The 22,593-nt window shown below is 72.7% G+C and carries 12 protein-coding genes and 1 pseudogene; 6 read left to right on the forward strand and 7 right to left on the reverse strand.

Annotated elements, in window-relative coordinates:
• Nucleotides 1-10: 10 nt before the first annotated feature.
• Nucleotides 11-1,339, reverse strand: coding sequence for an extracellular solute-binding protein (locus AB0D74_RS18200; RefSeq protein ID WP_362587152.1), 1,329 nt, complete (start codon nt 1,337-1,339; stop codon nt 11-13).
• Between the two features lie 372 nt (nt 1,340-1,711).
• On the opposite strand from AB0D74_RS18200, the gene AB0D74_RS18205 reads away from it, so the two are divergent.
• Both AB0D74_RS18205 and AB0D74_RS18210 read left to right on the forward strand, forming a co-directional pair.
• Nucleotides 1,712-2,725: a hydroxyacid dehydrogenase gene (locus AB0D74_RS18205; RefSeq protein ID WP_362587154.1), complete on the forward strand. Its 1,014-nt coding sequence runs from the start codon at nt 1,712-1,714 to the stop codon at nt 2,723-2,725.
• A 59-nt stretch (nt 2,726-2,784) separates the two neighbouring features.
• Complete coding sequence (locus AB0D74_RS18210) at nt 2,785-4,737, forward strand: beta-L-arabinofuranosidase domain-containing protein (protein ID WP_362587619.1); 1,953 nt, start codon at nt 2,785-2,787, stop codon at nt 4,735-4,737.
• A gap of 129 nt (nt 4,738-4,866) precedes the next feature.
• Here the strand turns inward: AB0D74_RS18210 and AB0D74_RS18215 are convergent, their stop codons facing one another.
• Nucleotides 4,867-7,053: a glycoside hydrolase family 36 protein gene (locus AB0D74_RS18215; protein ID WP_362587157.1), complete on the reverse strand. Its 2,187-nt coding sequence runs from the start codon at nt 7,051-7,053 to the stop codon at nt 4,867-4,869.
• Between the two features lie 206 nt (nt 7,054-7,259).
• On the opposite strand from AB0D74_RS18215, the gene AB0D74_RS18220 reads away from it, so the two are divergent.
• From AB0D74_RS18220 to AB0D74_RS18235, 4 genes and pseudogenes are all read left to right on the forward strand, one after another.
• Complete coding sequence (locus tag AB0D74_RS18220) at nt 7,260-8,279, forward strand: LacI family DNA-binding transcriptional regulator (RefSeq protein WP_362587622.1); 1,020 nt, start codon at nt 7,260-7,262, stop codon at nt 8,277-8,279.
• Between the two features lie 558 nt (nt 8,280-8,837).
• Nucleotides 8,838-9,032: pseudogene (locus AB0D74_RS18225) on the forward strand (hypothetical protein); the annotation flags it as partial.
• A 23-nt stretch (nt 9,033-9,055) separates the two neighbouring features.
• A complete protein-coding gene (locus AB0D74_RS18230) occupies nt 9,056-10,051 on the forward strand; it encodes an RNA polymerase sigma factor (RefSeq protein WP_362587160.1) in 996 nt (331 codons plus the stop codon).
• A 152-nt stretch (nt 10,052-10,203) separates the two neighbouring features.
• The gene (locus AB0D74_RS18235; protein WP_362587162.1) at nt 10,204-11,208 is read left to right on the forward strand and encodes a 2-dehydropantoate 2-reductase; all 1,005 of its coding nucleotides are present in this window, start codon (nt 10,204-10,206) and stop codon (nt 11,206-11,208) included.
• A 29-nt stretch (nt 11,209-11,237) separates the two neighbouring features.
• Here AB0D74_RS18235 and AB0D74_RS18240 read toward each other — a convergent pair whose 3' ends face one another.
• The 5 genes from AB0D74_RS18240 to AB0D74_RS18260 form a co-directional block, all read right to left on the reverse strand.
• Nucleotides 11,238-12,692: a WGR domain-containing protein gene (locus AB0D74_RS18240; protein ID WP_362587165.1), complete on the reverse strand. Its 1,455-nt coding sequence runs from the start codon at nt 12,690-12,692 to the stop codon at nt 11,238-11,240.
• 98 nt (nt 12,693-12,790) lie between these two features.
• Nucleotides 12,791-19,321, reverse strand: coding sequence for an SDR family NAD(P)-dependent oxidoreductase (locus AB0D74_RS18245; RefSeq protein WP_362587168.1), 6,531 nt, complete (start codon nt 19,319-19,321; stop codon nt 12,791-12,793).
• Between the two features lie 104 nt (nt 19,322-19,425).
• Nucleotides 19,426-20,469 (reverse strand): ketoacyl-ACP synthase III family protein, encoded by a 1,044-nt coding sequence (locus AB0D74_RS18250; RefSeq protein ID WP_362587171.1) that lies wholly within the window; start codon nt 20,467-20,469, stop codon nt 19,426-19,428.
• Between the two features lie 64 nt (nt 20,470-20,533).
• The gene (locus AB0D74_RS18255; protein ID WP_362587174.1) at nt 20,534-21,205 is read right to left on the reverse strand and encodes an HAD family phosphatase; all 672 of its coding nucleotides are present in this window, start codon (nt 21,203-21,205) and stop codon (nt 20,534-20,536) included.
• Nucleotides 21,206-21,219: 14 nt separating this feature from the next.
• Entirely contained in the window at nt 21,220-22,569 is a 1,350-nt protein-coding gene (locus tag AB0D74_RS18260; protein ID WP_362587177.1) for an NAD(P)/FAD-dependent oxidoreductase, read from the reverse strand.
• Between the last annotated feature and the right edge of the window lie 24 nt (nt 22,570-22,593).

Raw genomic sequence — 22,593 nt, forward strand, 5'->3', positions numbered from 1 at the left:
GCCTGGGGGATCAGCTGCCGGCGACGGCCTTGATGCCCTTGCCCTTGAGGTCGTCGAGGGTCCACTGCTGCAGATGCGTCAGCATCGCCTTCACGGTGAGCTGCTTCTTCATCACCTGGCCCCACTGCTTCTGCATCTCGGAGTACATGGCGGCGTAGTCGGGGCCGTACTGCCACTGCTCGCCGACCCGGGACGCGGCGGTGGTGATGACGTTCGCGCTGTCGGACTTCCCGTTGAACATCTCGGTCGGGATGATCTTGTCGACGTACGGCGAGACGTCCTTGACGGCCGGGAACAGGCCGGACTTGGAGGCCGGGTCGGTGAGGGTGGTCAGCGACTCCTTGCTGCTGGACAGCCAGGCGGCGAACTGCGCGGCGCGGTCGGGGTACTTGCACCCCTTGAGAACGGCGGTGGTGTCGAAGTTGCTGGACGTCCGAGGCGTCGCGGTGTCGAAGAGCGGGGCGTCCGCGAGCTGCCACTTGCCCCTGGACTTGGGGAAGTTGGTGTCGTAGATCGGCAGCTGCCAGGTGGAGGTGGTCATCGCGACGGTCTTGCCGAGGTCCCAGGTCTTGAAGACGCCCGGGTCGGCGTAGGAGGCGTTGGAGGCGAGGTCGTTGTCGACCAGTTGCTGGACCACGTCGCCGGCCTTGAGGGCGTCGGGCGAGGTGAAGTCGATGACCCAGTGGTCGCCGTCGGCCTTGTACCACTGGGCACCCGCCGACCAGGACAGGTCGACGAGGGTGCTCGGGTCTTCCCCGGCCATGTTGTAGATCTTGACGTTCTTGTCCTGCTGCTGGACCTTCTTGCCGGCCGCGATCAGGTCGTCCCAGGTCTTCGGCGCCTGGATGCCGTACTTCTGGAACAGGTCCGCGCGGTAGGCGGTGAACAGGGGCGAGGAACCCATCGGGATGCCGAAGGTGGTGCCGCCGGGGCTGACCGCGTTCCACGCCGCCGTCGTGTACGCGTTCCTGTACGGGGCGGCGACCTTGGTGACGTCGGTCAGCAGGCCGTCCGCGGCGAAGCTCGCCAGGTTCATCCCGTCCATCTTGGACAGGCACGGGGCCGTGCCCGCGTTCACGGCCGCGCGGAGCTTCTGGTAGACGGTCTCGCCCGCCGCGTTGACGAACTTGATCTGCGTCTCGGGGTGCTCCTTGTTCCACACCTTGGTCTGGGCCTCGATGCCGTCGGTCCAGCTCCAGAACTCCAGCGTGACCTTGCCCGTGGTCTTCGACGAGGCCTCGGAGCCACCGCCGTCCGAGCAGGCGGCCAGGAGCAGGGAGAGGGACGCGGCGGCGGCCACCGGGACGAGGGCTCTGCTGCGGATGCGGGACTTGGACATCGGTCCTCCACGAGGGGAACGAGACGGCGCCTGCAACGTGGGGAAGGCGGCGCGGTCGGGCGGCGCAAAGGGGAGTGAAACCGGCACTGCTCATCAGCAGCAGTAATCGTTTGTCGTGGACCGTACGGCCGAGGTGGCCGGATCCACAAGGGGGAAGGGCCGGATTGTTTCGCCAAACTTTCAAGAACGTTACCTGGAGGCACGTCTGACCTGCGTGATTCGGCAATTCATCGACCCGTTGAGAGGGTCGGCCTCATCGAGCACGCCACGGCGAAGCATTGACCGACGTCAGGGAGGCTTCTAGCGTGGAATACGTTTACTAACCTCGCGGCGCCTTGCCCGCCGCCCCTGAGCCCGAGCAGGAGCACCACCATGTCGGCATCAGCGTCGCCTCACGCGCTCTTCGTCATGAACCCCGTCCACCTGCGCGAACTGTTCCCGCCGCGGCTGATGAACCGGCTCCGTCAACTCGTGCGGATCGACCCCGGTCTCGTCGTCCAGGACTTCTCCGAACCGGCGGCAGCCGCAGCCCTGAGCCGCGCCGAGGTACTCATCACCGGCTGGGGCTGCCCCCACATCGGCGCACCGGTCCTGGACGGGGCACCACGCCTGCGGGCGGTGCTGCACGCGGCAGGCAGCGTCCGGCACATGGTCGGGGAGCCGTTCTGGGAGCGGGACATCACCCTGTCCAGCGCGGTGCGGGCCAACGCGCTGCCCGTGGCCGAGTACACGCTCGCCGCGATCCTGCTCGCCGGCAAGGACGCCTTCGGGCTGCGCGAACGCTTCCGCACCGAGCGGGTGTACCCCGCGCCGACGGACTTCGCGGCCGTGGGCAACCTCGGCCGCCGGGTCGGTCTGATCGGCGCCTCCCGGGTGGGCCGCCGGGTCCTTGAGCTGCTCCGGCCGTTCGACTTCTCGGTGAGCCTGTACGACCCCTACGTCGACCCGGCGGAGGCGGCGCGGCTCGGTGCCGTCCCCCTGCCGCTGGACGAGTTGCTGCGCACCAGCGACATCGTCAGCGTGCACGCGCCGGACATCCCGCAGACGCAGGGGATGCTCGACCGCGGACGGCTCGCGCTCATCCCCGACGGCGGCGTGCTGATCAACACTTCGCGGGGAGCCCTGGTCGACCACACCGCGCTCACCGAGGAACTGGTCAGCGGACGGATCAGCGCGGTCCTGGACGTCACCGACCCGGAACCGCTGCCCGCCGGCTCCCCGCTCCACAGCCTCCCCAACGTCTTCCTCACCCCGCACATCGCCGGCTCCCTGGGCAACGAACTGGCCCGCCTCGGCGACACCGTCGTCCAGGAACTGGAACGCGTCACCTCCGGCCTGCCCCTCGCGCACCCGGTGCACCGGGCCCAGCTCGCCATCAGCGCCTGACCGCCCGCGCCCCGTCTCCTTCGCCGCCCCCATCGATCTCCTCTCCTTCGGAGGCTCCCCTGAACACCGTGTTCGCCGGACCGGTCCGGCCCACCCCCGGTGCCGTCTCCCCGTTGCGTCCCGCCGCCCTGGCCCGTGTCGAAGGCGGCTTCTGGGCCGAGCGCCGGCGGATCAACGCCGAGGTGTCCCTGGCCGAAGGCCCCGAGCGGCTGGAGGCGGCCGGGAACCTCGCCAACTTCCGTGCCGCCGCGCTCCTGCGCACCGAGGGCGGAACGGTGCCCCCGGGCTTCGCGGGGGACTTCCAGTTCCAGGACTCGGACGTCTACAAGTGGCTGGAGGCCGCCTGCTGGCAGCTGGCGGACAGCCCCGACGACGAACTCGCCGCCGAAGTCGAGGCGGTCGTCGCGCTCATCGCCGCCGCCCAGCGGGAGGACGGCTACCTCCAGACGTACTACCAGCTCGGCGGCGGCGAGCCGTGGACCGAGCTGGGCTGGGGCCACGAGCTGTACTGCGCGGGGCACCTGATCCAGGCCGCCGTCGCCCACCACCGGGCCACCGGCTCCGACCGGCTGCTGGCCGTGGCGCGCCGGTTCGCCGACCACATCGACTCCGTCTTCGGCCCCGGCAAGCAGCTCGACACGGTCTGCGGCCACCCCGAGGTGGAGACCGCGCTCGTCGAGCTCTACCGGACCACCTCGGAGCGGCGCCACCTCGATCTCGCCCGCCACTTCATCGACCGGCGCGGCCACGGCACCCTGTCCTCCGGCGCCGACCGCGGCCACGACCGCGACCCGGGACCGGAGTTCTGGCAGGACCACACCCCGGTCCGCGAGGCGACCGAGGTCGCAGGCCACGCCGTACGCCAGCTCTACCTGCTGGCCGGGGCCGCCGACCTCGCGGCGGAGACCGGCGACCGGCAGCTGCGCGCGGCGCTGGTACGGCTGTGGGACGACATGGTCACCACCAAGACCTACGTCAGCGGTGCCGTCGGCTCCCGCCACGACTGGGAGTCCTTCGGCGACGCCCACGAACTGCCCGCCGACCGCGCCTACGCCGAGACCTGCGCGGCCATCGCCTCGGTCCACTTCTCCTGGCGCATGGCCCTGCTCACCGGCGAGGCCCGCTACTCCGACCTCGTCGAACGCACCCTGTTCAACGGCTTCCTCGCCGGAGCCGGCCTGGACGGGCGGACGTGGCTGTACGTCAACCCGCTGCACCACCGGGCCCGTTCCCACGAACGCCCCGGCGACCAGACCGCCCACCGCACGCCGTGGTTCCGCTGCGCCTGCTGCCCGCCGAACGTGATGCGCCTGCTGGCGAGCCTGCCGCACTACACCGCCACGACCGGCGACGACGGCCTCCACCTCCACCAGTACGCCACCGGCGTCTACGGCGGCGACGGCCTCACCGTGCGGGTGACGACCGACTACCCGTGGGACGGCACGGTGACGGTGACCGTCGACGAGGCCACCCTGACCGGGCCGAAGACTCTGACGCTGCGCGTGCCGGCGTGGTGCACGCGGTACACGCTCGCGCTGAACGGCGCCGTGGTCGAGGGGCGGGCGGAGTCGGGATGGCTCCGGGTCACCCACGCCTTCGTGCCCGGCGACACCGTCCGGCTCGAACTCGCGATGCCGGCCCGGCTCACCGTCGCGGGCCCGCGTGTCGACGCCGTCCGCGGGTGCGCCGCGATCGAGCGGGGGCCGTTGGTGTACTGCCTCGAACAGGCCGACCAGCCCGGGGGTCTGGACCCTGATGACGTGGTGCTGGATCCGGGGGTGCCGCTGACGGTGGACCGGCAGCCCGGGTTGCTCGGTGGGGTCGACAGGGTGAGCGGAGTGGGGCGTCTGCCGGCCACGGACGAACGCGCGGGCTGGCCGTACCGGCCGCTCGGGGCGGAGGAACCCCGGTCCGGGGAGGACGTCCGGCTGACGGCGGTGCCGTACTACGCGTGGGCCAATCGTGGAGCGGGCGGCATGCGGGTCTGGCTGCCGCTGGCCGGTCTCGGCTAGGCGCTCCGCCGGCTGGGCCGCGACATGTCGTCGGTCGTCCGCGGCGCCGCCGTGGCTGGTCGCGCCCACGTGGCGGAGCGGCAGATCCGCACAGCCCCACGCCCCTGTGGGGCGCTGCCGAACCCGGGGTCACACTGTCCGCGGAGTTCCGAAGGACAGCAGGAGTGCCGACCTCTCGGCCGGGAGGGTCACCCGCAGGGTGCGCTCCCGGCCGTCCCAGGTGTACGAGGGCTGCGGTCCCGCGGTGAACAGGGCCTGCGGGGAGATGTGTTCGGCGACCCACGGCAGCGGGACGGCCAGGGTGGCCGGGGCGCCGTCGCGGCGCCACAGCGCGAGCAGGGTCGTACCGCTCTCGGCGGTGAGGGCGAGGGCGATCCAGCCGTCCCGCCATCCGGGCAGGCCGAGCGGCCAGTGGGGGAGGGAGCCCGGCAGCAGATGGCGACAGGACTTGTACGTCTCCAGCGCCCGGCGTACGACGGCCGTCTGCTCGGGGGCCAGCAGGTCCGGGCGTCCGCTGAGGTGGACCCGGCCGAGCATCGCTGACACCAGCACCATCCCGAGTTCCGCCGGGTTGTGTTCGGGGAGCGGGCAGGCCCAGATCGCACCCTGTTCCGGAGTGACCGCGGTGGGCGCCGCGGCGGCGATCGCGGGGAGGAGCCGGAAGTCCTGCTGGTCGGTGACGGAGTGGATGGGCAGGCGGGACAGGATGGCGTGGTCGGTGCGGCTGCCGCCCGCCGCACAGCTCTCCAGGACCAGGCCCGGGTGCCGGTCGAGGACTCCGTCCAGCCAGCCGAGGTGGGCGCGGTTGTGGCCGAGCAGGCCGTCGCCCGGGCTGTCGCCGCCGTCCGTACCGGCGCCGATGTCGATGTTGTGGTCCAGCTTCAGGTAGCCGACGCCGTAGTCGGCGACCAGCCGGTCCACCACCGCGTCGAGATGGGCTCGGGCGGCCGGGTGCCGCAGGTCGAGCTGGTGGCGCCCCCATTCCACCAGCCGGATGCCGTCCCGGCGGAAGAACGCCTCGTCGGGCAGTGCGGTCGCGACCGGGCTGCGTACCCCCACCGCCTCCGGCTCCAGCCACAGGCCCGGGACCATCCCGGCCGCGCGGATCCGGTCCATGACCTCGCCGAGTCCGCCGGGGAACCGGGAGGCGGACTCCTCCCACGCCCCGACCGCGTCCCACCAGCCCGGCACACCCCCGGGGCCGACCGCGCCCGGCGGCTCGTCGTCGTACCAGCCCGCGTCGATGCAGAACACCTCGGCACCGGCCGCCGCGGCAGCGTCGACCAGGGGCAGCAGCGCCTCCGTACCGGGCTCGCCCATCAGGCAGTTCATGAAGTCGTTGAAGACGACGGGCAGGCCCTGGTGGTCGGGATGCGGCCGGCGGGTCCGGCGGCGGTGTCGGGTCAGTGCCGCGAGCGCCGCCTCGAAGCCGCCTTCGGGGACCAGGGCGACCGCGGCGGGCACGGTACGGAAGGACTCACCGGGGCCGAGCCTGCGCCGCCACTGGTGTTCCCGGTCGGTCGGGCCGGACAGGGCGAGATAGACGTCGTCGAAGCGGTCGCCGAGTTCGGCGTGCCAGGAGCCGTTGTGCTCGATCTGCCACATCAGGGCGCGGCCGGTCGACGGCTCCTCCAGGCAGCCCGTCGGGAGGTGTTCGGAGGAGGACCAGGCGCCGGTGCTGGTCAGGGAGATGCGGTTCTTGGACCCCGTCTGGCCGTAGGCCACCATTCCTACATCGTGCAGGCCGTGCTCCACGAGGGTGGCCCGGGACCAGCGGAACTCGCCGCTCCAGGGGTTGGCCGCGGTCCAGAGGGACAGGCCCTGCTCCCAACCGGCGCCCTCGGGAAGGGCACGGGCGAGGTGGGAGAGCACGAAGGACGAGACGTACTCCAGGACCACCGCCTGCTCGCCCGTGTTCTCGACGCAGGCCTCGGTGCGCAGGACGGGGACGCCCTCGCGCAAGGTGCAGACGGCGGTGACAAGCAGGCCCGTCGCGTCGTCGGCCATGCGCACGCGCAGCGTCCGGGTGCCGTCGGCGTCGGCGGACTCCTCGTGGCCGGTGTGGCGCAGCGCGCGGGAGGCGGCGCCGTCCACGTGGCGCTTGCCCGAGGTGCCGAGCCGCCCGCTGCCGGTCGTCTGGACCTCGACCAGCGGCAGGGCCGCTCGCGCGAGAGCGGTCAGGCCCGCGGGTTCGCGGGCCGGATCGGGAAGGGCGGCGGCTTCGCCCGCCGCCAGCAGCCGCACCGGTCCTGCCGTGTCGTACGCGAGGAGCAGGGACAACTCGTCGGTGCCCCAGCGGAAGAAGGTGACGGACACGAGTGAGGGCTCCCGGTGGATGCAGGGGTTGGTAAACGGTTACTGCCGTCGTCACACTAGTAATCGCCTCGGAGGGGTCGCAAGGGTCCCGGATGCAGTAACGTCGCGGTGTGACGGTGAACGGAAGAGACTCGGGTGCGGGTCCAGAGCCCGGAAGCGCCAGGCGTCGGCGGAAGAGGACCGCAGATGGTGATCGCCCCAGCACCATCCGCGATGTCGCCGTACGGGCCGGTGTCTCGGTAGCAACCGTTTCCAGAACGCTGGCCGGCAACTACCCCGTCTCCACCTCCACCCGGGAGCGGGTCATGGCCGCGGTGGACGAACTCCACTACGTGGTGAACGTCCACGCCAAGGCCCTCTCCGGGCAGGTCGCGGGCCCCATCGCCCTGGTCCTGCGGGACATCACCGGGCCGTCGCTGGCCCATGTCGCCGCCGGGGTCGAGCAAGAGGCGGCGCTGCGCGGCCGGTTGAGCCTGGTCTGCGCCACCCACGGGGACCCGGAGCGTGAGGACGCCCTGGTGCAGCTGATGCGTGAACAGCACGCGGCAGCGGTCGTACTCGTGGGCGGCACGGTGCAGGACGAGGCCTACTTCCAGCGCATGGCCGAGTACGCGCGCGCCCTGGACGCCGCCGGATCCCGGCTGGTCCTGGTGGGACGCCCGCCCCTGCCCGGGAACCTGCCGGTGACCGTCGTGGACTACGACAACCGCGGCGGCGCCTTCCAGGCCGCCGACCACGTCTTCGTCCAGGGCCACCGGCGCGCCCTCTTCCTCGGCGCCGACCCCCGGCTGAGCACCGGGCTGCAACGCCGGGAGGGCTACCTGCACGCCCTGCGCGCACACGGACTGCCGTACGCCGAGGAACTCGACGTGCCCGGTGACTACACCCGCGTCTCCGGCTACCAGCGCACGCGGGACGCGCTCAAGGCGGGGGTGGACTTCACCGCCGTCATCGCGGGCACCGACATGGTCGCCCTCGGGGCGCTCGCCGCGCTCCGTGACGCCGGGCTGGACGTCCCCGCCGACGTCTCGGTGGTCGGTTTCGACGACGTGCCCTTCGCCGCCGACCTCGTCCCGTCACTCACCTCGATCCGGGTCCCGTACGAGGACCTGGGCCGCACGGCGGTGCGGCTGGCCCTGGAGAGCACGGAACGCATCACCGGCGACGACCACGTGGTCCTGAGCACCCAGCTGGTCATCCGTCAGTCGGTACGCAGGGTCGGCTGACCGCACGGCGGGCGGACACCGCCGGCCTCTCCCGAGGCGCACGGAATACATGACGCCAGCTGACATGTAAGGCCCTGGAAAATGGGCCTCGCCGTGGCGCTCCGAGATCTCGGGACGGCTTATGAACAGCCGGGGCTTTCCATCATTCCAGCGGTTAATTAGGGAACGGAGGAAAAGCGGTCTGACCTGCCCCGACGGGTTCGTCATCCACCCGCGCACCGGGCGCCCGGGGGAGAAGGCGAACTCCGCGCCTTCACGGCGCCGGGCAGTCGATTTCGCACCGGTGCGCGCCGTCCCACTGCGCGCGTTCACGCCCGATGTGATCCTCACCCAGTGGACGAACCGGGGGTACGGACCGCGCTGCGGCCTGGCGCCGCCGGCCGTCGAGGACTTCGGACTGCTCCGGGATGCGATGGCGCTCCGAGAATCCGGTTCGTCGGCCGTGGGCGATTCTTTGCTCACATCGTCGGAATGCGTGTCAAGCGCGATGTTCGTCACACGGGAAAAGGGCTTTCGGGCGGCAATACCCTGCGGTTTTGCGGTGGTAGCCTCGAATGAGTGAGCAATCGACTCGTCGTCAAAGGCGCCCGTCAGCACAATCTTCGTGACGTGTCCGTGGAATTTTCGAGGGACTCGCCCGTCATTTTCGCGGAGGGGCGGCGGCGCCATGTGGAATCGCCGTCCGTGTACGCACGCGGCACCCTCACCGAGGTGTACGACCACCCGCGTCTGCTCCACGCCCGGATCGGCCGCCCGCTGCTGAAGGGGACGGTCGCGTGAGTGCCGTACCGCAGAGCGCGCGGGAAGCCGTGTCGTACGACGACGAAGCCGACGGTCCCGAGCCGCTGCTGCCGGCGGCGGGCGGCAGCACCGACCCCGTCAAGGACTACCTGCGCCTCATCGCCCGCGTCCGGCTGCTCACCGCCGAACAGGAGGTCGACATCGCCCGGCGCATCGAGGCCGGCCTCTACGCCGAACGGCTGCTGGAGGAGGGAGACCGCCGGTACCGGGAGGAGGAGCTGGCGGACCTCGCCGCGGACGGCCGGCGGGCCAAGGAGCACCTGACCGAGGCCAACCTCCGCCTGGTGGTCTCCGTGGCCAAGCGCTTCACCGGCCGCGGGCTTGACCTGCTCGACCTCGTCCAGGAGGGCAACGCCGGTCTCATCCGCGCGGTGGAGAAGTTCGACTACGCCAAGGGCTTCAAGTTCTCCACCTACGCGACCTGGTGGATCAAACAGGCCGTCACCCGCGCCCTGGCCGACCAGAGCCGCACCATCCGCATCCCGGTGCACACCGTGGAGGTCATCAACCGGGTGGCCCGGGCCCGCCGGGAGCTGACCCGGGAGACCGGCACCGCGCCGACACCGGAGCGGCTCGCCGAGCGCGCCGAGATCACGGTGGAACGCCTCCACGAACTGGACGCCTACACCAAGGAGCCCGTCTCCCTGCACGCAAGCCTCAGCGAGGACGGAGACGGCGAGTTCGGCGACCTCATCGAGGACACCGACACACCCGCCCCCTGGGAGGCCGTCACCCACCACCTCCTCCAGGACACCATCCGCTCCCTGCTCACCGGCATGACCGCCCGCGAGGCCGGCGTCATCGCCCTGCGCCACGGACTCACGGACGGCCGCCCCCGGACCCTGGAGGAGATCGGACACGTCTACGGCGTCACCCGCGAACGCATCCGCCAGATCGAGGCCAAGACCATGACCAAGCTCCGTCACCCCTCCCGCTCACAGGTCCTTCAGGACTACCTCGACGGCTCCTGAGTCCGCCGGGCGCCGTCCGGCGGACCACGTCGCCGGAGCGGATCGGCCGCGTCGTCGCCTGTGACACCATCGAGCGGGGAGTCGGTCCGGTCAGGAGGACCCGGACACCGCGGCCCGCCGCCGATCCACTGCCGATGCACCGGAGGTCACCCGTGTCGAAGCCCCGTTTCGCCGTCCTCGGCGCCGGCAGCATCGGCTGTCATCTGGGCGGCCACCTCGTCGCCGCCGGGTACGAGGTCGTGCTCATCGGGCGGCCGTCCGGCATGCGGGTGCTCGGGGAACGAGGGCTCACCCTCACCGGTTCCGGCCGTCCGCCCGTCCACCTCACCCCCGACCGGCTGACCCTCGCCACCGGGACCGAGGCCGCGGCCGGCGCCGACTACGTACTGGTCACCGTGAAGACCGCGGGAACCGAGGCCGCCGCCAAGGACCTCGCCGCCCCTCTCGCCCCCGGTGCCGTCGTGGTCAGCTTCCAGAACGGGCTGCACAACCCCGCCACCCTGCGCACCGCCCTGCCGGGACACACCGTGCTCGCCGGCATGGTGCCCTACAACGTGGTCCAGTCCGAACCCGGCACCGTCCACCAGGGCATGCCCGGCAGGCTCATGACCGAGCCCGACGACACCCTCCACGCGGCCCTGCGCGGCGCACACCTGGCCGTCGAGGCCCGCACCGACATGACCGCCGTACAGCACGCCAAACTGCTGATGAACCTCAACAACGCGATCAACGCCCTGTCCGGACTGCCGCTGCGCGACCAGCTCGGTCAGCGGGCCTACCGCCGCTGCCTGGCCCTGTGCCAGCGCGAAGCCCTCGCCGCCTACCGCGCCGCCGGCATCACCCCCGCCCGCCTCGGGCCGACCTCGCCGCGGCTGACCCCGTACGTACTCGAACTGCCCGACGCCGCGTTCCGCCGGGTGGCGGCGGCCTCCCTGCGCATCGACGCCCACGCGCGCTCGTCGATGTGGGAGGACCTGCAACGCGGCCGGGCGACGGAGATCGACTCACTCCAGGGCGAGATCGTCGCCGTCGCCCGCAGCCACGGACACGGGGCCGCCGCGAACGCCCGACTCGCGGCCCTGGTGCACGAGGCGGAGACCACCCCGCGCACCTGGACCGGAGCGGAGTTGTACGCCGAGCTGCGTACCGCGTCCTGAACCCCGCGCCCCGGGGTTCTGTCTCCGGCTCAGAGCAGTCGCCGGATGTCACCGCGCACCCGGTAGAAGCCGCCGGCCGCGGTGTGCAGGGAGTCCACCACATAGCGGGCCCCGGGCTCGCGTATCGCGCGCGGGAACTGGACGTTCAGCGACTGGTCGTAGCCGTCCGAGACGACGTGCACCCGGACCCGGCCCGACTCCTGGACGCACTCCACGACGATCGCCCCGGTGGGGGCCTGCGCGACGGTGGCGACCGCGCTCACGGTCGTGGCCGGCGCCCAGGCCGGCATCGCCGCGGCCAGCTTGATGTCCCGCGCCACCGGCACCGACCCCTGCTGGGCCGCCGTGACGGCCGCCTCGCTCGCGTCCACGCAGACCAGCGAGCCGTCGGTGGTCACCAGGTAGAGCCGCTCGTCGTGGTACTGCATCGACAGCGCCGAACCGCCGCCCGTGCCCAGCTTCCACAGCCGGGTGCCGTCCTGGTCGAAGCAGTAGACGGACGAGGACGCGTCACCGGCGAACACGAACCGCCCGCCCGGCGAGGTCGCGCACGAGTACACGGCGCTGTCGCACGCGTACGTCACCTCGATCGCGCCCGTCGCCTTCGACAGCCGCTGGACCGCCTTGTGGGCGGTGCCCGCGTACACCACGTCGCCCTCCTGCCAGCCGAACAGCACCCCGCCCCTGGTGGGCGTGTGCCACAACTCCCGGCCGCCGTCCGGGGCGTAGGCGGTGACGCCCCTGGTGTGGCCGTGGTACACGGCCCGTTCGTCGGCGCGGACCATCCACGCCTGCTCGCCCTGGCTGCGGCGGGCCCACTGGTGCTCGTCCTCGTGGTCGATGACCGTGAGCCGGCCGTCGCGGTCGGAGACGTCCAGCACGCCCTCGTGGATGTCCAGCCAGAAGATGTCGACGTCCGCCGCGATGTCGTAGGCCACGAACGGCAGCTTCGAGGACAGGTCGTACACCTTGCCGTCGTCACAGCCCGCGTAGATCCAGAAGTCGTCGGCGACCAGGCACTTCACGCCGTCCGGGAGGCTGAAGCGGGCCAGCACGCCGCCCTCGTGGTCCAGGGTGTACACATCGCCCGACTGGTTGCCGACCCAGCAGCGGTCGTCGTCGACATGGATGCCGAACGCGGCGGAGCCGGTGCGGAAACGCCACAGCACGGGAGCCGTGGAGCGCGCGGTGGAGGGGGCCGACGCGACCTGACGCCGGGTCACCGAGCGTGGCGCGCGTGCTCCCTGTACGGCCGGGGCGTATCCCTTGCGGACCTTCTCGCCGACCTTCTTCGCGGCGGCGGCCCGTGCCTTCTCCACCGTCGCGAACGTCGTCGTCTGCGTCTGCCCCTCGGCGCCGATCCGGCCGTACCGCACGGTCACGACCAGGTCGGCGACGGACACCTCGTAGAACTTGTGCGCGGCGCCGTCCTCCTGGGACAGCTCCAGGTACGTCGTCGACACTGCGGCAGAACCGGTGGACATGGCGGATCAGACCCCTCCCCATACGGATCCGCCGTCCGTCCGGAGGATCCCATTGATCAGACCGTAGTCGGAGCCACTGACAACGGCCTTCGCCGGGATCACTCCGGCCGGGGCGCGGCGTCCAGATGGTCCGTCAGGTCACCGAGCGTCGTGCGGCTGAGGATCCTGCCGATCGGCAGCAGCACCCCGTGCGAGCGTTGCACCGCCTGCCGGAGCTGAGCCGCCATCAGCGAGTCGAGACCCTGGCTGGTCAGGTCCCGGTCCGGGTCGAGGTGCGCGGCGTCCACGCGCAGGATGGCGGCGACCTCGGCCAGGAACAACTCCGCCCGGTCCGCGGCGGGTGCCGCCGCGGGCGGAGCGACGGGCGGCGAAGCGGCGGGCGATGGGAGGACGGCGGGTGGAGCGACGGCGGGTGGAGCGGCGGCGGGTGGAGCGGCGGGTGGAGCGACAGGTGGCGTGGGCGCGTCGCTCACGACGTCCCGCAGGAACGGCGAAGCGGCAGCGGCCGGGTAGGCGGTCCGCCACCGGGCCCAGTCCACCGGCATGACCACGGTGTCCCTGGCCCCCGTGGCCAGGAGGTGGTCGAGGACCGCGAACCCGGCCGTGGAGGTGAAACCGGTCATGCCCCGCGGGATCAGGTTCCGCCCGAGTTCGGTGCCCGCCCGTGCGGCCATGCCCCGGTCGGTCCAGAAGCCCCAGTTCACGGCGAGCGCCCTGCGGCCCCGGCTGCGCCGGGCGCGGGCGATCGCGTCGAGGCCCGCGTTGGCGGCGGCCCCCGCCGCGACCTGGGGCGAGGCCAGCAGGGCGTTCCCGGAGGAGAACAGCACGAAGTGGTCGAGGTCGTCCTCGAAGAGGCGGTCGAGGACGCGGCCCCCCTCCAGCTTCGGCCTCAGCACGGCTTCCAGGTCCCGCAGGGTGGTGTCGCCGATCGGCTGGTACAGGAAGACGCCCGCGGTGTGGAACACGCCCCGCACCGGCGGACGGCCCGCGGCGTGGCGCTTCTCGACCAGCCGCCGCATCGACCGCTCGTCCGCCGCGTCCACCGGGGCGTACTGCACCTCGACGTCCTGACCGCGCAACTCCTCGAGCAGGGGGGCGAGATCACCTCCGGACGGCGCGGCCGGGCCGGGCACCGAACGGCCGGTGAGCAGCAGGTGCCGGGCGCCGCGCGCGACCAGCCAGCGGGCCAGCCCGGAGCCGAGACCGCCGCCGCCCCCGGTCACGAGATAGGTGGCGTCCGGCCGCATCCGGGTGGCCGCGGGCGCCTGCGGATCCGCCGGGGCGGTGCGGCGCAGGTCGATGAGCACCTTGCCCGTGTGCCGGGCCGCCGCCATGTCGTCGAAGGCCGCGCCGACGGCGTCCAGCGGATACATCTCCGCGGGCAGCGGCGCGAGTTCGCCCGCCGCGATCAGGCGCAGCACGCGGTCGAGCAGCGCACCGGCCCGGTCCGGTCGCTCACGGCAGAGGGCGGCGATGTCCAGGACCTGGAAGGAGCCGTTGCACGGCAGGCCACCGAGACCGGCCGGGCGGTCGTCCGCCGGATCGTTCCCGGCCAGTTCCACGTAGCGCCCGAACGGGGCGAGCAGGCCCAGGTTCTGGTCAACGGCCTTGCCGGTGAGCGAGTTGAGGATGACGTCCACCCCCGTCCCCCGGGTCGCGTCCAGCAGCGGACCGGCGAAGTCGCCCCGGGAGTCGGCGACATGGGCGATGCCCATCGTCCGCAGGAGGGCCCGGCGCCGCTCGCTGCCGGCGGTGGCGTAGATCTCCGCGCCCCGCCACCGGGCCACCTGGATCGCGGCGAGTCCCACCCCACCGGTGGCCGAGTGCACGAGGACCCGTTCGCCTTCACGGAGCGCGGCCAGCTCCATGAGGCCGTACCAGGCGGTCAGATAGGCGACCGGCACGGTGGCGGCCTCCGCGAGACCCAGACCCTCGGGGACACGGAGGGTCAGCCGGCGATCGGCGAGCACGCGGGTGGCCAGTCCGGGACGGGCGACGGCCACCACGCGGTCACCCACGTCCAGTCCGCGCACCCCGGCGCCGGTGGCCGTCACCACGCCCGCGGTCTCCTGGCCCAGCCGGCCGTCGTCGTCCGGGTCCCGGTGGGCCCCGGCGGCCCGGAGCACGTCGCGGAAGCCGACCCCGCCGTACGCCGCGGCGATCTGCACCTCGCCGGCGGCCGGGGGCCGCGCCTCGACGGTCGCCCGCACCGGGCCCGCGCGGCGGTCGTCGTCCGCCACGACCTCGGTGACCTCGTCCTCGGTGACCTCGGCCGTGCCGGACCCGGGGTGGGTGCGGCGGAGCCGCAGCACGTACCGGGCGCCCGCCCGCAGCGCGATCTGGTCCTCGGCCGCGTCCGCGGTCGCGATCTCCCGGGCCAGCGCGTCCGCCTGCGCCGCGCCGGCGTCCGCGGCCAGGTCGACGAGGGTGTGCGGGACGGCGGACAGCTCGCTCCCCGCCGTACGCCCGAAGCCCCACACGGCCGACTGGTCCGGGTCCGGTGCCCCGTCCGCGTCCGTGACCGTCTGCGCGCCGCGGGTGACGAGCACGAGCCGGGGGAGCGGGCCGTCCCGGCGCACGGTGGACAGCGCCCGGTCCAGCAGCAACGCGCTGCCCAGCCCCAGTGGCACCGCCCCCAGCTTCCGCGGCTCCCGCGTGCTCCACAGGTGCACCACCGCGTCGACACCCTCGGGACGGTCCCGGCCGACCTCGGACAGCAGCCGCGCGTAGTCGTCCAGGCGGGAGGGGTCGATGCGGTAGGCGCCGTCGCCGGTGCGCTCGTACCGCTCTCCGGGCCGTACGGAGATCCGCGCGCCGTTTGCCGGTGCGAGCCGCGGTCCGAGGTCCTCGTCCTCGAACACCAGCCAGGCGCGGGCTGCCGGTTGCGGGACTGCCGCGGGCAGCGCGGCCGGCGTCCACCGGGGCTCGTAGAGCCAGCCGGTCAGCGGGCCGGGCCGGTCCCGGCGCAGCAGGAAGCGGATCCGCAGGCCGCGGAACTCGGCCAGCAGCGTGCCCCGTTCGTCGCGCACGGCGATGTCGCCGCTGAACGACTCGGCGGTCAGGTCGCGTTGCACCACGTGGCTGTAGAGGGTCCCGGTGAGCGGCCCGTGCCGGCGGAACGCGTCGATCGAGCCCAGGATGAAGGCGTGCTGTTCGCCGGGGACCGCCGAGTCGGGCAGCGTGGCCGCGAGCACCTGCCCGCAGGCGTCGAGGACCGCCGGATGGACGAGGTGCCGCTCGTACGCGGCGAGACCGGCCGGGACCACGACCTCGGCCAGCGCCTCGCCGTCGCCGCGCCACACCTGCGCGACGCCCTGGAAGACGCCGCGCCAGTCGTTGCCGCGGGCCGCGAACCGGCGGTAGAACTCGGCGCCGGTGAGGTGCTCGGGGGCGCGCGCGGCGATCTCGTCGGGCGTGCCCTCAGGGAGACCGGGGGCGGGCATGCCGACGGGTGCCTGCTCGACGTGACCGTGTGCGTGCCGGGTCCAGCCGGTGCTGCCGGAGCCGGTGCTGCCGGAACCGGTGCCGTTGGGGTCAGTGCTGTCGGAGTCGGTCCCGTCGGAGCCGGTGCCTTCGGAGGTGGCGAGGTCGAAGGTGGCGACGTCGAAGGTCCACCCCTGCCCGGCCGGCCGCAGCGTCACCCGCAGCAGCGGCGGGGCCTCGGCGGTGAAGAAGAGCGCCTTGTCGTAGCGGACGTCCCTGACGACGACATCGCCGCCCACGACCTCGGCCGCGGCCACCGCCGCCAGCTCCAGATACGCGGTGCCGGGCAGGATGACCAGGCCCTGCACCTGGTGGTCCAGGAGGTAGGCGTTGCGGTCCAGGTCGACGGGGCCCTCCCACCGGTGCGTGCCGTCGTCGAGGACGGCGTGCGCACCGAGCAGCGGGTGCCCGCCCGGAAGGCCCGGAAGGCCCGGGAGCGGCCTCGCGGTGGGCGCACCCGAGGCGGCCGTCGCGGCTGTCACGGTAGTCGTGGCAGGCGTGGGCTCAAGCCAGAACTCGGCGCGCTGCCAGGGATAGGCGGGCAGTCCCACATAGGCGGCGGGCTCCTCGAACAGCGCGCGGTGGCGCACCGGGTATCCGGCCAGGTGAAGCTGTCCGACGGACGTCAGCAGCGCGGTCAGGTCGTCGGTGTCGCGCACCAGCGACGGCACCACCTGGTCGTCGGCGCGCTCCTCGGGCAGGCACTCCTTCACCGCCGCGCTGAGCACGGGATGCGGGCTGATCTCGACGACGGCCGCCGCTTCGGGGCCGGTGGTCTCGGCGTCGACGGCGGCGTGGAAGCGGACCTCGTCGCGGAGGTTGCGCACCCAGTAGTCGGCGTCCAGCTCCTCGCCGGACAGCAGCTCCCCGGTCACGGTCGAACGCAGCGGTACCTCACCCCTGCGGGGCCGGACCGACTCCAGGGCGGTGCGCAGCGCGTCCAGCAGGGGGTCGACCTGGCTGCTGTGCGAGGCGACGTCCACCTTCACGATCCTGGCGACGACGTCCCGTTCCGCCAGCTCGGCCAGCACCTTCTCCACCGCCGGGGTGCGCCCCGAGACGATGGTGCGCCGCGGGCCGTTGCTCACCGCGACGTCGACGTCCGGCACGTCGGCCAGTTCCCGCCGCACCTCGTCGGCGGGCAGGTCGACGGCCGCCATCGACCCGGTGCCGGCGATCTCCCTGAGCAGGGCGCTGCGCCGGCAGATGACCGCCGCGCCGTCGGCCAGGGTGAGGGCGCCCGCCGTACAGGCCGCCGCGACCTCGCCCATGCTGTGCCCGATCACGACGTCCGGCTCCACGCCCCACGACCGCCAGAGCGCGGCGAGCGCGACCTCCATGGCCCAGAGCAGCGGTTGCACCACGTCGATCGGCCAGTCCGCCTCGTGGCCGGAAGTGAGCCTGTCGACCACCGACCAGCCGCGCTCGGCGCGGACCTTCCGGTCGCACTCCTCGATGGTCTCCCGGAAGACCGCGGAGGTGTGCAGCAGCCGGCGCCCCATGCCGGTCCACTGGGAGCCCTGCCCGGGGAACACGAAGACGGTCCGCCGGCGCGCGCCGGTCCTGGCGGCGACGATCGGCCGGCCCTTGCGCAGCTGCCGGACGACCTGGTCGTGCTCCTCGGCGAGCACGGTCATGCGGTGCCGGTGATGGGTGCTGCGGGTCAGCGCGCCGAAGCTGACGTCGCGCAGGTCGTGCCCGCGTCCCTCCCCGTCCGGCCCGAGGAAGTCGGCGTAGGCGTCGGCGAGTCGGCGCAGCGCGGCGGGCGTCTGCGCCGACAGGGCGAGCAGGTACGGCCGTGGTGCGGCGGGCGGTGGCACGGCCGTGGGGCGGTGCTCGCCGAGCACGACGTGGGCGTTGGTGCCGGAGATGCCGAACGAGCTGACGGCGGCGTACCGGCGGGCGCCTTCCCCTCCCCACGCGCGAGCGGTCTGCGGGATCTCCAGCGCCATCCGGTCCCAGTCCACCGCGTCGGTCCTCCGGCCGCTGTGCAGGCTGGGCGGGACGACGCCGTGGCGGACGCAGAGCGCCGCCTTGATGAGGGCCGCGATGCCGGCGGCTGCCTCGGTGTGGCCGATGTTCGTCTTCACGGAGCCGACCAGCAGGGGGTCCGCCGCCGACCGGCCGGCGCCGGTGCCGTAGACCGCGTCGAGGCCGCGCAGTTCGATCGGGTCGCCGGTGGGGGTGCCGGTGCCGTGCGCCTCCACGAAGCCGACGGTGCGCGGGTCGACGCCGCCGCGGGCGCAGGCGTGCCGCATGGCGTCGATCTGGGCGGTCTCCGACGGGGTCATCAGGTATCCGCTGCTGCGGCCCTCGTTCTCGACCGCCGAGCCGTGGATGACGGCGTGCACGCGGTCGCCGTCCGCCTCGGCCCGCGCGAGTGGTTTGAGGACGACGACGCCGACGCCGTCACTGCGGACGAACCCGTCGGCGTCGGCCGCGCCGAACTTGCAGCGGCCGTCCGGAGACAGCATGTCCGCCTGGGAGAAGGTGATGCTCTCCTCCGGGGTGAGCACCAGGTTGACGCCCGCGGCCAGGGCGAGGGAGGCCTCCCCGGCGCGCAGCGCGGCACACGCCTGGTGCACGGCCACCAGCGACGACGAGCAGGCGGTGTCGACGGAGGTGCTCGGGCCGCGCAGGTCGAAGAAGAACGACAGGCGGCCGGACAGGACGCTGCGCGAGGTACCGGTGTTGGCGTAGATGTCGAGGGCTCCGGCGGCGCGCAGCAGGTCCCAGTACTCGGCGGTCCGCTGCCCGACGACGACCGCGGTCGGGCTCCCCGCGAGCTGCTCCAGGGTCAGGCCGGCGTCCCGCACGGCCGCGGCGGCGGTCTGCAGGAGCAGCCGCTGCTGCGGGTCCATGTGGCTCGCCTCGCGGCCGGACACGCCGAAGTAGTGGGCGTCGAAGCCCCGGATGTCGGGCAGGAAGCCGCCGCGGCGGCTGACGATGCGGCCGGGCGTGCGCGGGCGGGGGTCGTGGAACGCGTCGACGGGGAACCGGTCGGCCGGGACCTCCGTGGTGGCGTCGACGCCGTCGAGCTGCATCCGCCAGAACGCGGAGACGCCGTCCGCGCCGGGGAACTCGCACGCCATGCCCACGATGGCGATCGGCTCCGGGGCGGCCGGGTCCTGCTGCTGCGCCGTCACGCGGTCCCCTCCTGTCGGTGTCGGTCGCGCCGGTGTCGGTCCTGTCGGTATCGGTCCTGTCGGTGTCGGTCCTGTCCGCGGCGTCCGGTCGGCATCGTCAACCCCTAGATCCAGGACGGCAGTTCGGTGATGGTCAGGATCACGGCGACGGCCGACCAGCCCGGCGCGCCGCCGAAGAGCAGCACGTGGTCGCCCGCGTCGAGCCGCCCGGTGCGCAGGAGATGGTCGAGGGCGATGAACTGGTCGCTGGACGAGGCGTGTCCTATCCCGCGGCCGAACTCCCACTGTGTGCGGGAGACATCGAGGCCGAGCGGGTCCGTCATGCAGTTCCGGGTGGTCGCCTCGTCGCCGTTGGGCACGAGGACCCAGCGCAGCTCACCGGCGTCGACACCGGCCTCGTCCACGGCGGCGAGCGCCGTCTCGGAGCAGGCCTTCGCTATGCCGTCGGCGACGCTCGTCCCGCCGATCTCCCGCACCCGTTCGTTGAACTGCTGGGCGCGTTCGACGGTGTCGATCCGGCGGCCCGCGGACCCGGTCGGCGGGAACAGCGGCTCGTCGCCGCGCGCCATCCCCTCGAACTCCGGGTAGACCCGGGAGACGACGGCGTCGACGCGCGCGAAGCCGGCGTCCGGGCTGATCACGACGGAGCTGGCCGCGTCGGCCGCGATCACGCCCATCGGGCCGCTGTCCCACCGGTTGAACAACGGTGAGTTGAAGTTGTCCGCCGTGGTCAGCAGGATGTCCGGCCGGTCGGCCGACCGGTACGACAGCAGGCCGGCGGCCAGCTCGACACCGGTGAGCATGCTGTTGCACCCGTTGCGGATCTCGGTGCTGCCGGCCCCCGAGATGCCCAGCTCCCGCATGATGTACGCCGACGGCGACCACATCTCGGGCCCCTGGTAGAACGTCGAGCCGTGCAGCACCGTCCCGATCGCGGCGGCGCCGCCCGGGGAACGGCCGAGTGCCGTCCGCGCGGCCCGTACGGCCATCTCGGGCGGCGACTCCGCCCCGGCGACCAGCACGCTGCGCAGACCGCTCTCGGCGAAGACCGTCTCGTCGTACAGGCCCGCGGCGACCGCCTCGGTCGCGGGGTAGGCGGCCGGCAGCCAGCAGCCGAGGCCGCTGAGGAACACGTCCGCCGGCTTCATGCGGGTTCCTGGCCGGGACGCATGGGCGCCCTGTCCTGCTCGCCGTGTGGGGGCCGGGGCTCGTTCATGTCGATGTGTCGCTTTCTCTGGAGAGTCGGAAGTCAGCGGGTTCCGCCGTGTACAGCAGGCGGGCGAGCCGTTCGACGGTCAGCTCGGACAGGTCCCGCACGCCGAGGGCCACCGGTTCCCCCGTCGGTGCGACGGAGACCGTGACGCACCCCGCGGCCCGTCCCGAACGGAGCCCGGCGGACGAGTCCTCGACGACCACGCAGCGCCCCGGTGGGATGCCGAGCCGGTCCGCGGCGGTGCGGTACGCCTCGGGATCCGGCTTCGGGCGCCGCACCTCGTCACCCGCCAGGGTCACCGCGAACTCCGCCCGGCCCAGCGAGGGCAGGACGGCGTCCACCATCGCCCGGTACGACGACGACACGAGCGCGCACGGAACGCGTGCCCGCCGCAGCGCGCCGAGCAGGCCGACGGCTCCGGGCAGCGGAGCGATCCCGAGCCGCAACCGGTCCAGGAGACGCCCGCCGACGCGTGCGTACAACTCCTCCGTGGTCATCGGCGACCGCGTGAGGGCGCTCAGCCGGGTCAGGTTCTCGGCGACGCCGTGCCCGCGCAGTTCCTCCGGCCGGATCGCCGCCGCCGGCACGCCCGCCGCGCCGAGCACCGCCAGCAGGGCTTCGTGCAGGAGCGGTTCGGTGTCGACGAGGGTGCCGTCCATGTCGAACAGCACCGCCCACGGCCCGGTCAGAACAGCGCCCGGGAGCCGAGGGACACCTTCATCCTGCCGAGCAGCGGGTGCCAGAGGTGCTGGGGGTCCGCCTCGACGGCGGCGATGAACTCGCGCATCGCCGTCAGCGCGGCCGGCTCCTGCTCGTCGTAGACGTCTCCCTGAAGGAGTTTCAGGACGTCGATCCGGTAGCGGGGGTCCTGGACGAACGCGGTGAAGAGGATGTTCAGGCGGTAGTAGATGGAGATGAACTCGTACCAACTGGACACGCCGCGCCGCAGTTTCGTCACGTAGTTCTCGAACCGGCCGGCGCTGAAGTCGCCGGCCTCCGCGGCGGCGATGATGTCGGCGCAGGCCAGCCGGGCGCTGTTCATGGCGACGCTGACGCCGCTGGAGAAGATGGGGTCGACGAACCGGGCCGCGTCGCCGATCATGACCATGCCGTCGTCGCAGACCTTGGTCATGCCGTAGCTGTAGTCGCCCTCGGCCTTGAACGGGCGGACCCGCACGGTGTTCTTCAGCGCGTCGTGCAGCAGGGGCCTGCTGGCCACCGAGTCCCAGAAGAAGCCTTCGAGGTCGTCCTTGCCCTCCCTGAACCGCGCCTTCTGGGTGACGACCCCGACCGACGTGATCGTGTCGGTGATCGGGATCTGCCACACCCAGGTGTCGCTGAGCGGCAGGAAGTGGATGAAGATGTACTCGGCCTGGTTCTCGTCGTTCGCCAGGGCCTCCCGGTCGAGCCCCTCGAACCAGCTGTGCACGGCGTACTGGTTGAACACCGGGTCGGGAACCTTGACCTTGAGCTGCCGCCCCAGGAGGGTGCCGCGCCCGCTGGCGTCGACGACCATCCGCACCGCCACGTCGGCGGTCGTCGCGCCGAGTCCGACCCGCAGCACGGGACGGGCGGGGTCGGCGAAGTCCACACCGCGCACCCGCACCCCGGAGAACACCTTCGCGCCCAGGCTCTCCGCGTGCTTGAGCAGGATGTGGTCGAACCGGCCGCGGTCCACGTGGAAGGTGTAGTCGCGGTCGACGCCCAGCTGGTCGCGCTCGTTGAACAGCACGTCGGCCGCGCCGAGGCCGTGGTCGTGGACCTGGAAGCCGAGCGGGTCCACCCCGTCCGCGTGGGCCGACGTCCACGCGGCGCCGTACTTGCGGGGGAAACCGGCCGCCTCGATCTTCTCCATGGCGCCGATCTCCAGCAGCACCGGCGTGGTCGCCGGTACCAGCGACTCGCCCACATGCTCCCGGGGGAAGAACTCACTCTCGAAGACCGCGACCGACAGACCGGCCCTGGCCAGGTAGGACGCGGCGGTCGAACCGGCCGGGCCGCCGCCGACGATGCCGATGTCGTAGTCGTGAATCATCGGTTCTCCAGTCTCCAGTCTCGT

This window comes from Streptomyces sp. NPDC048278, from assembly GCF_040652195.1.
In the GTDB taxonomy this organism is placed as follows: domain Bacteria; phylum Actinomycetota; class Actinomycetes; order Streptomycetales; family Streptomycetaceae; genus Streptomyces.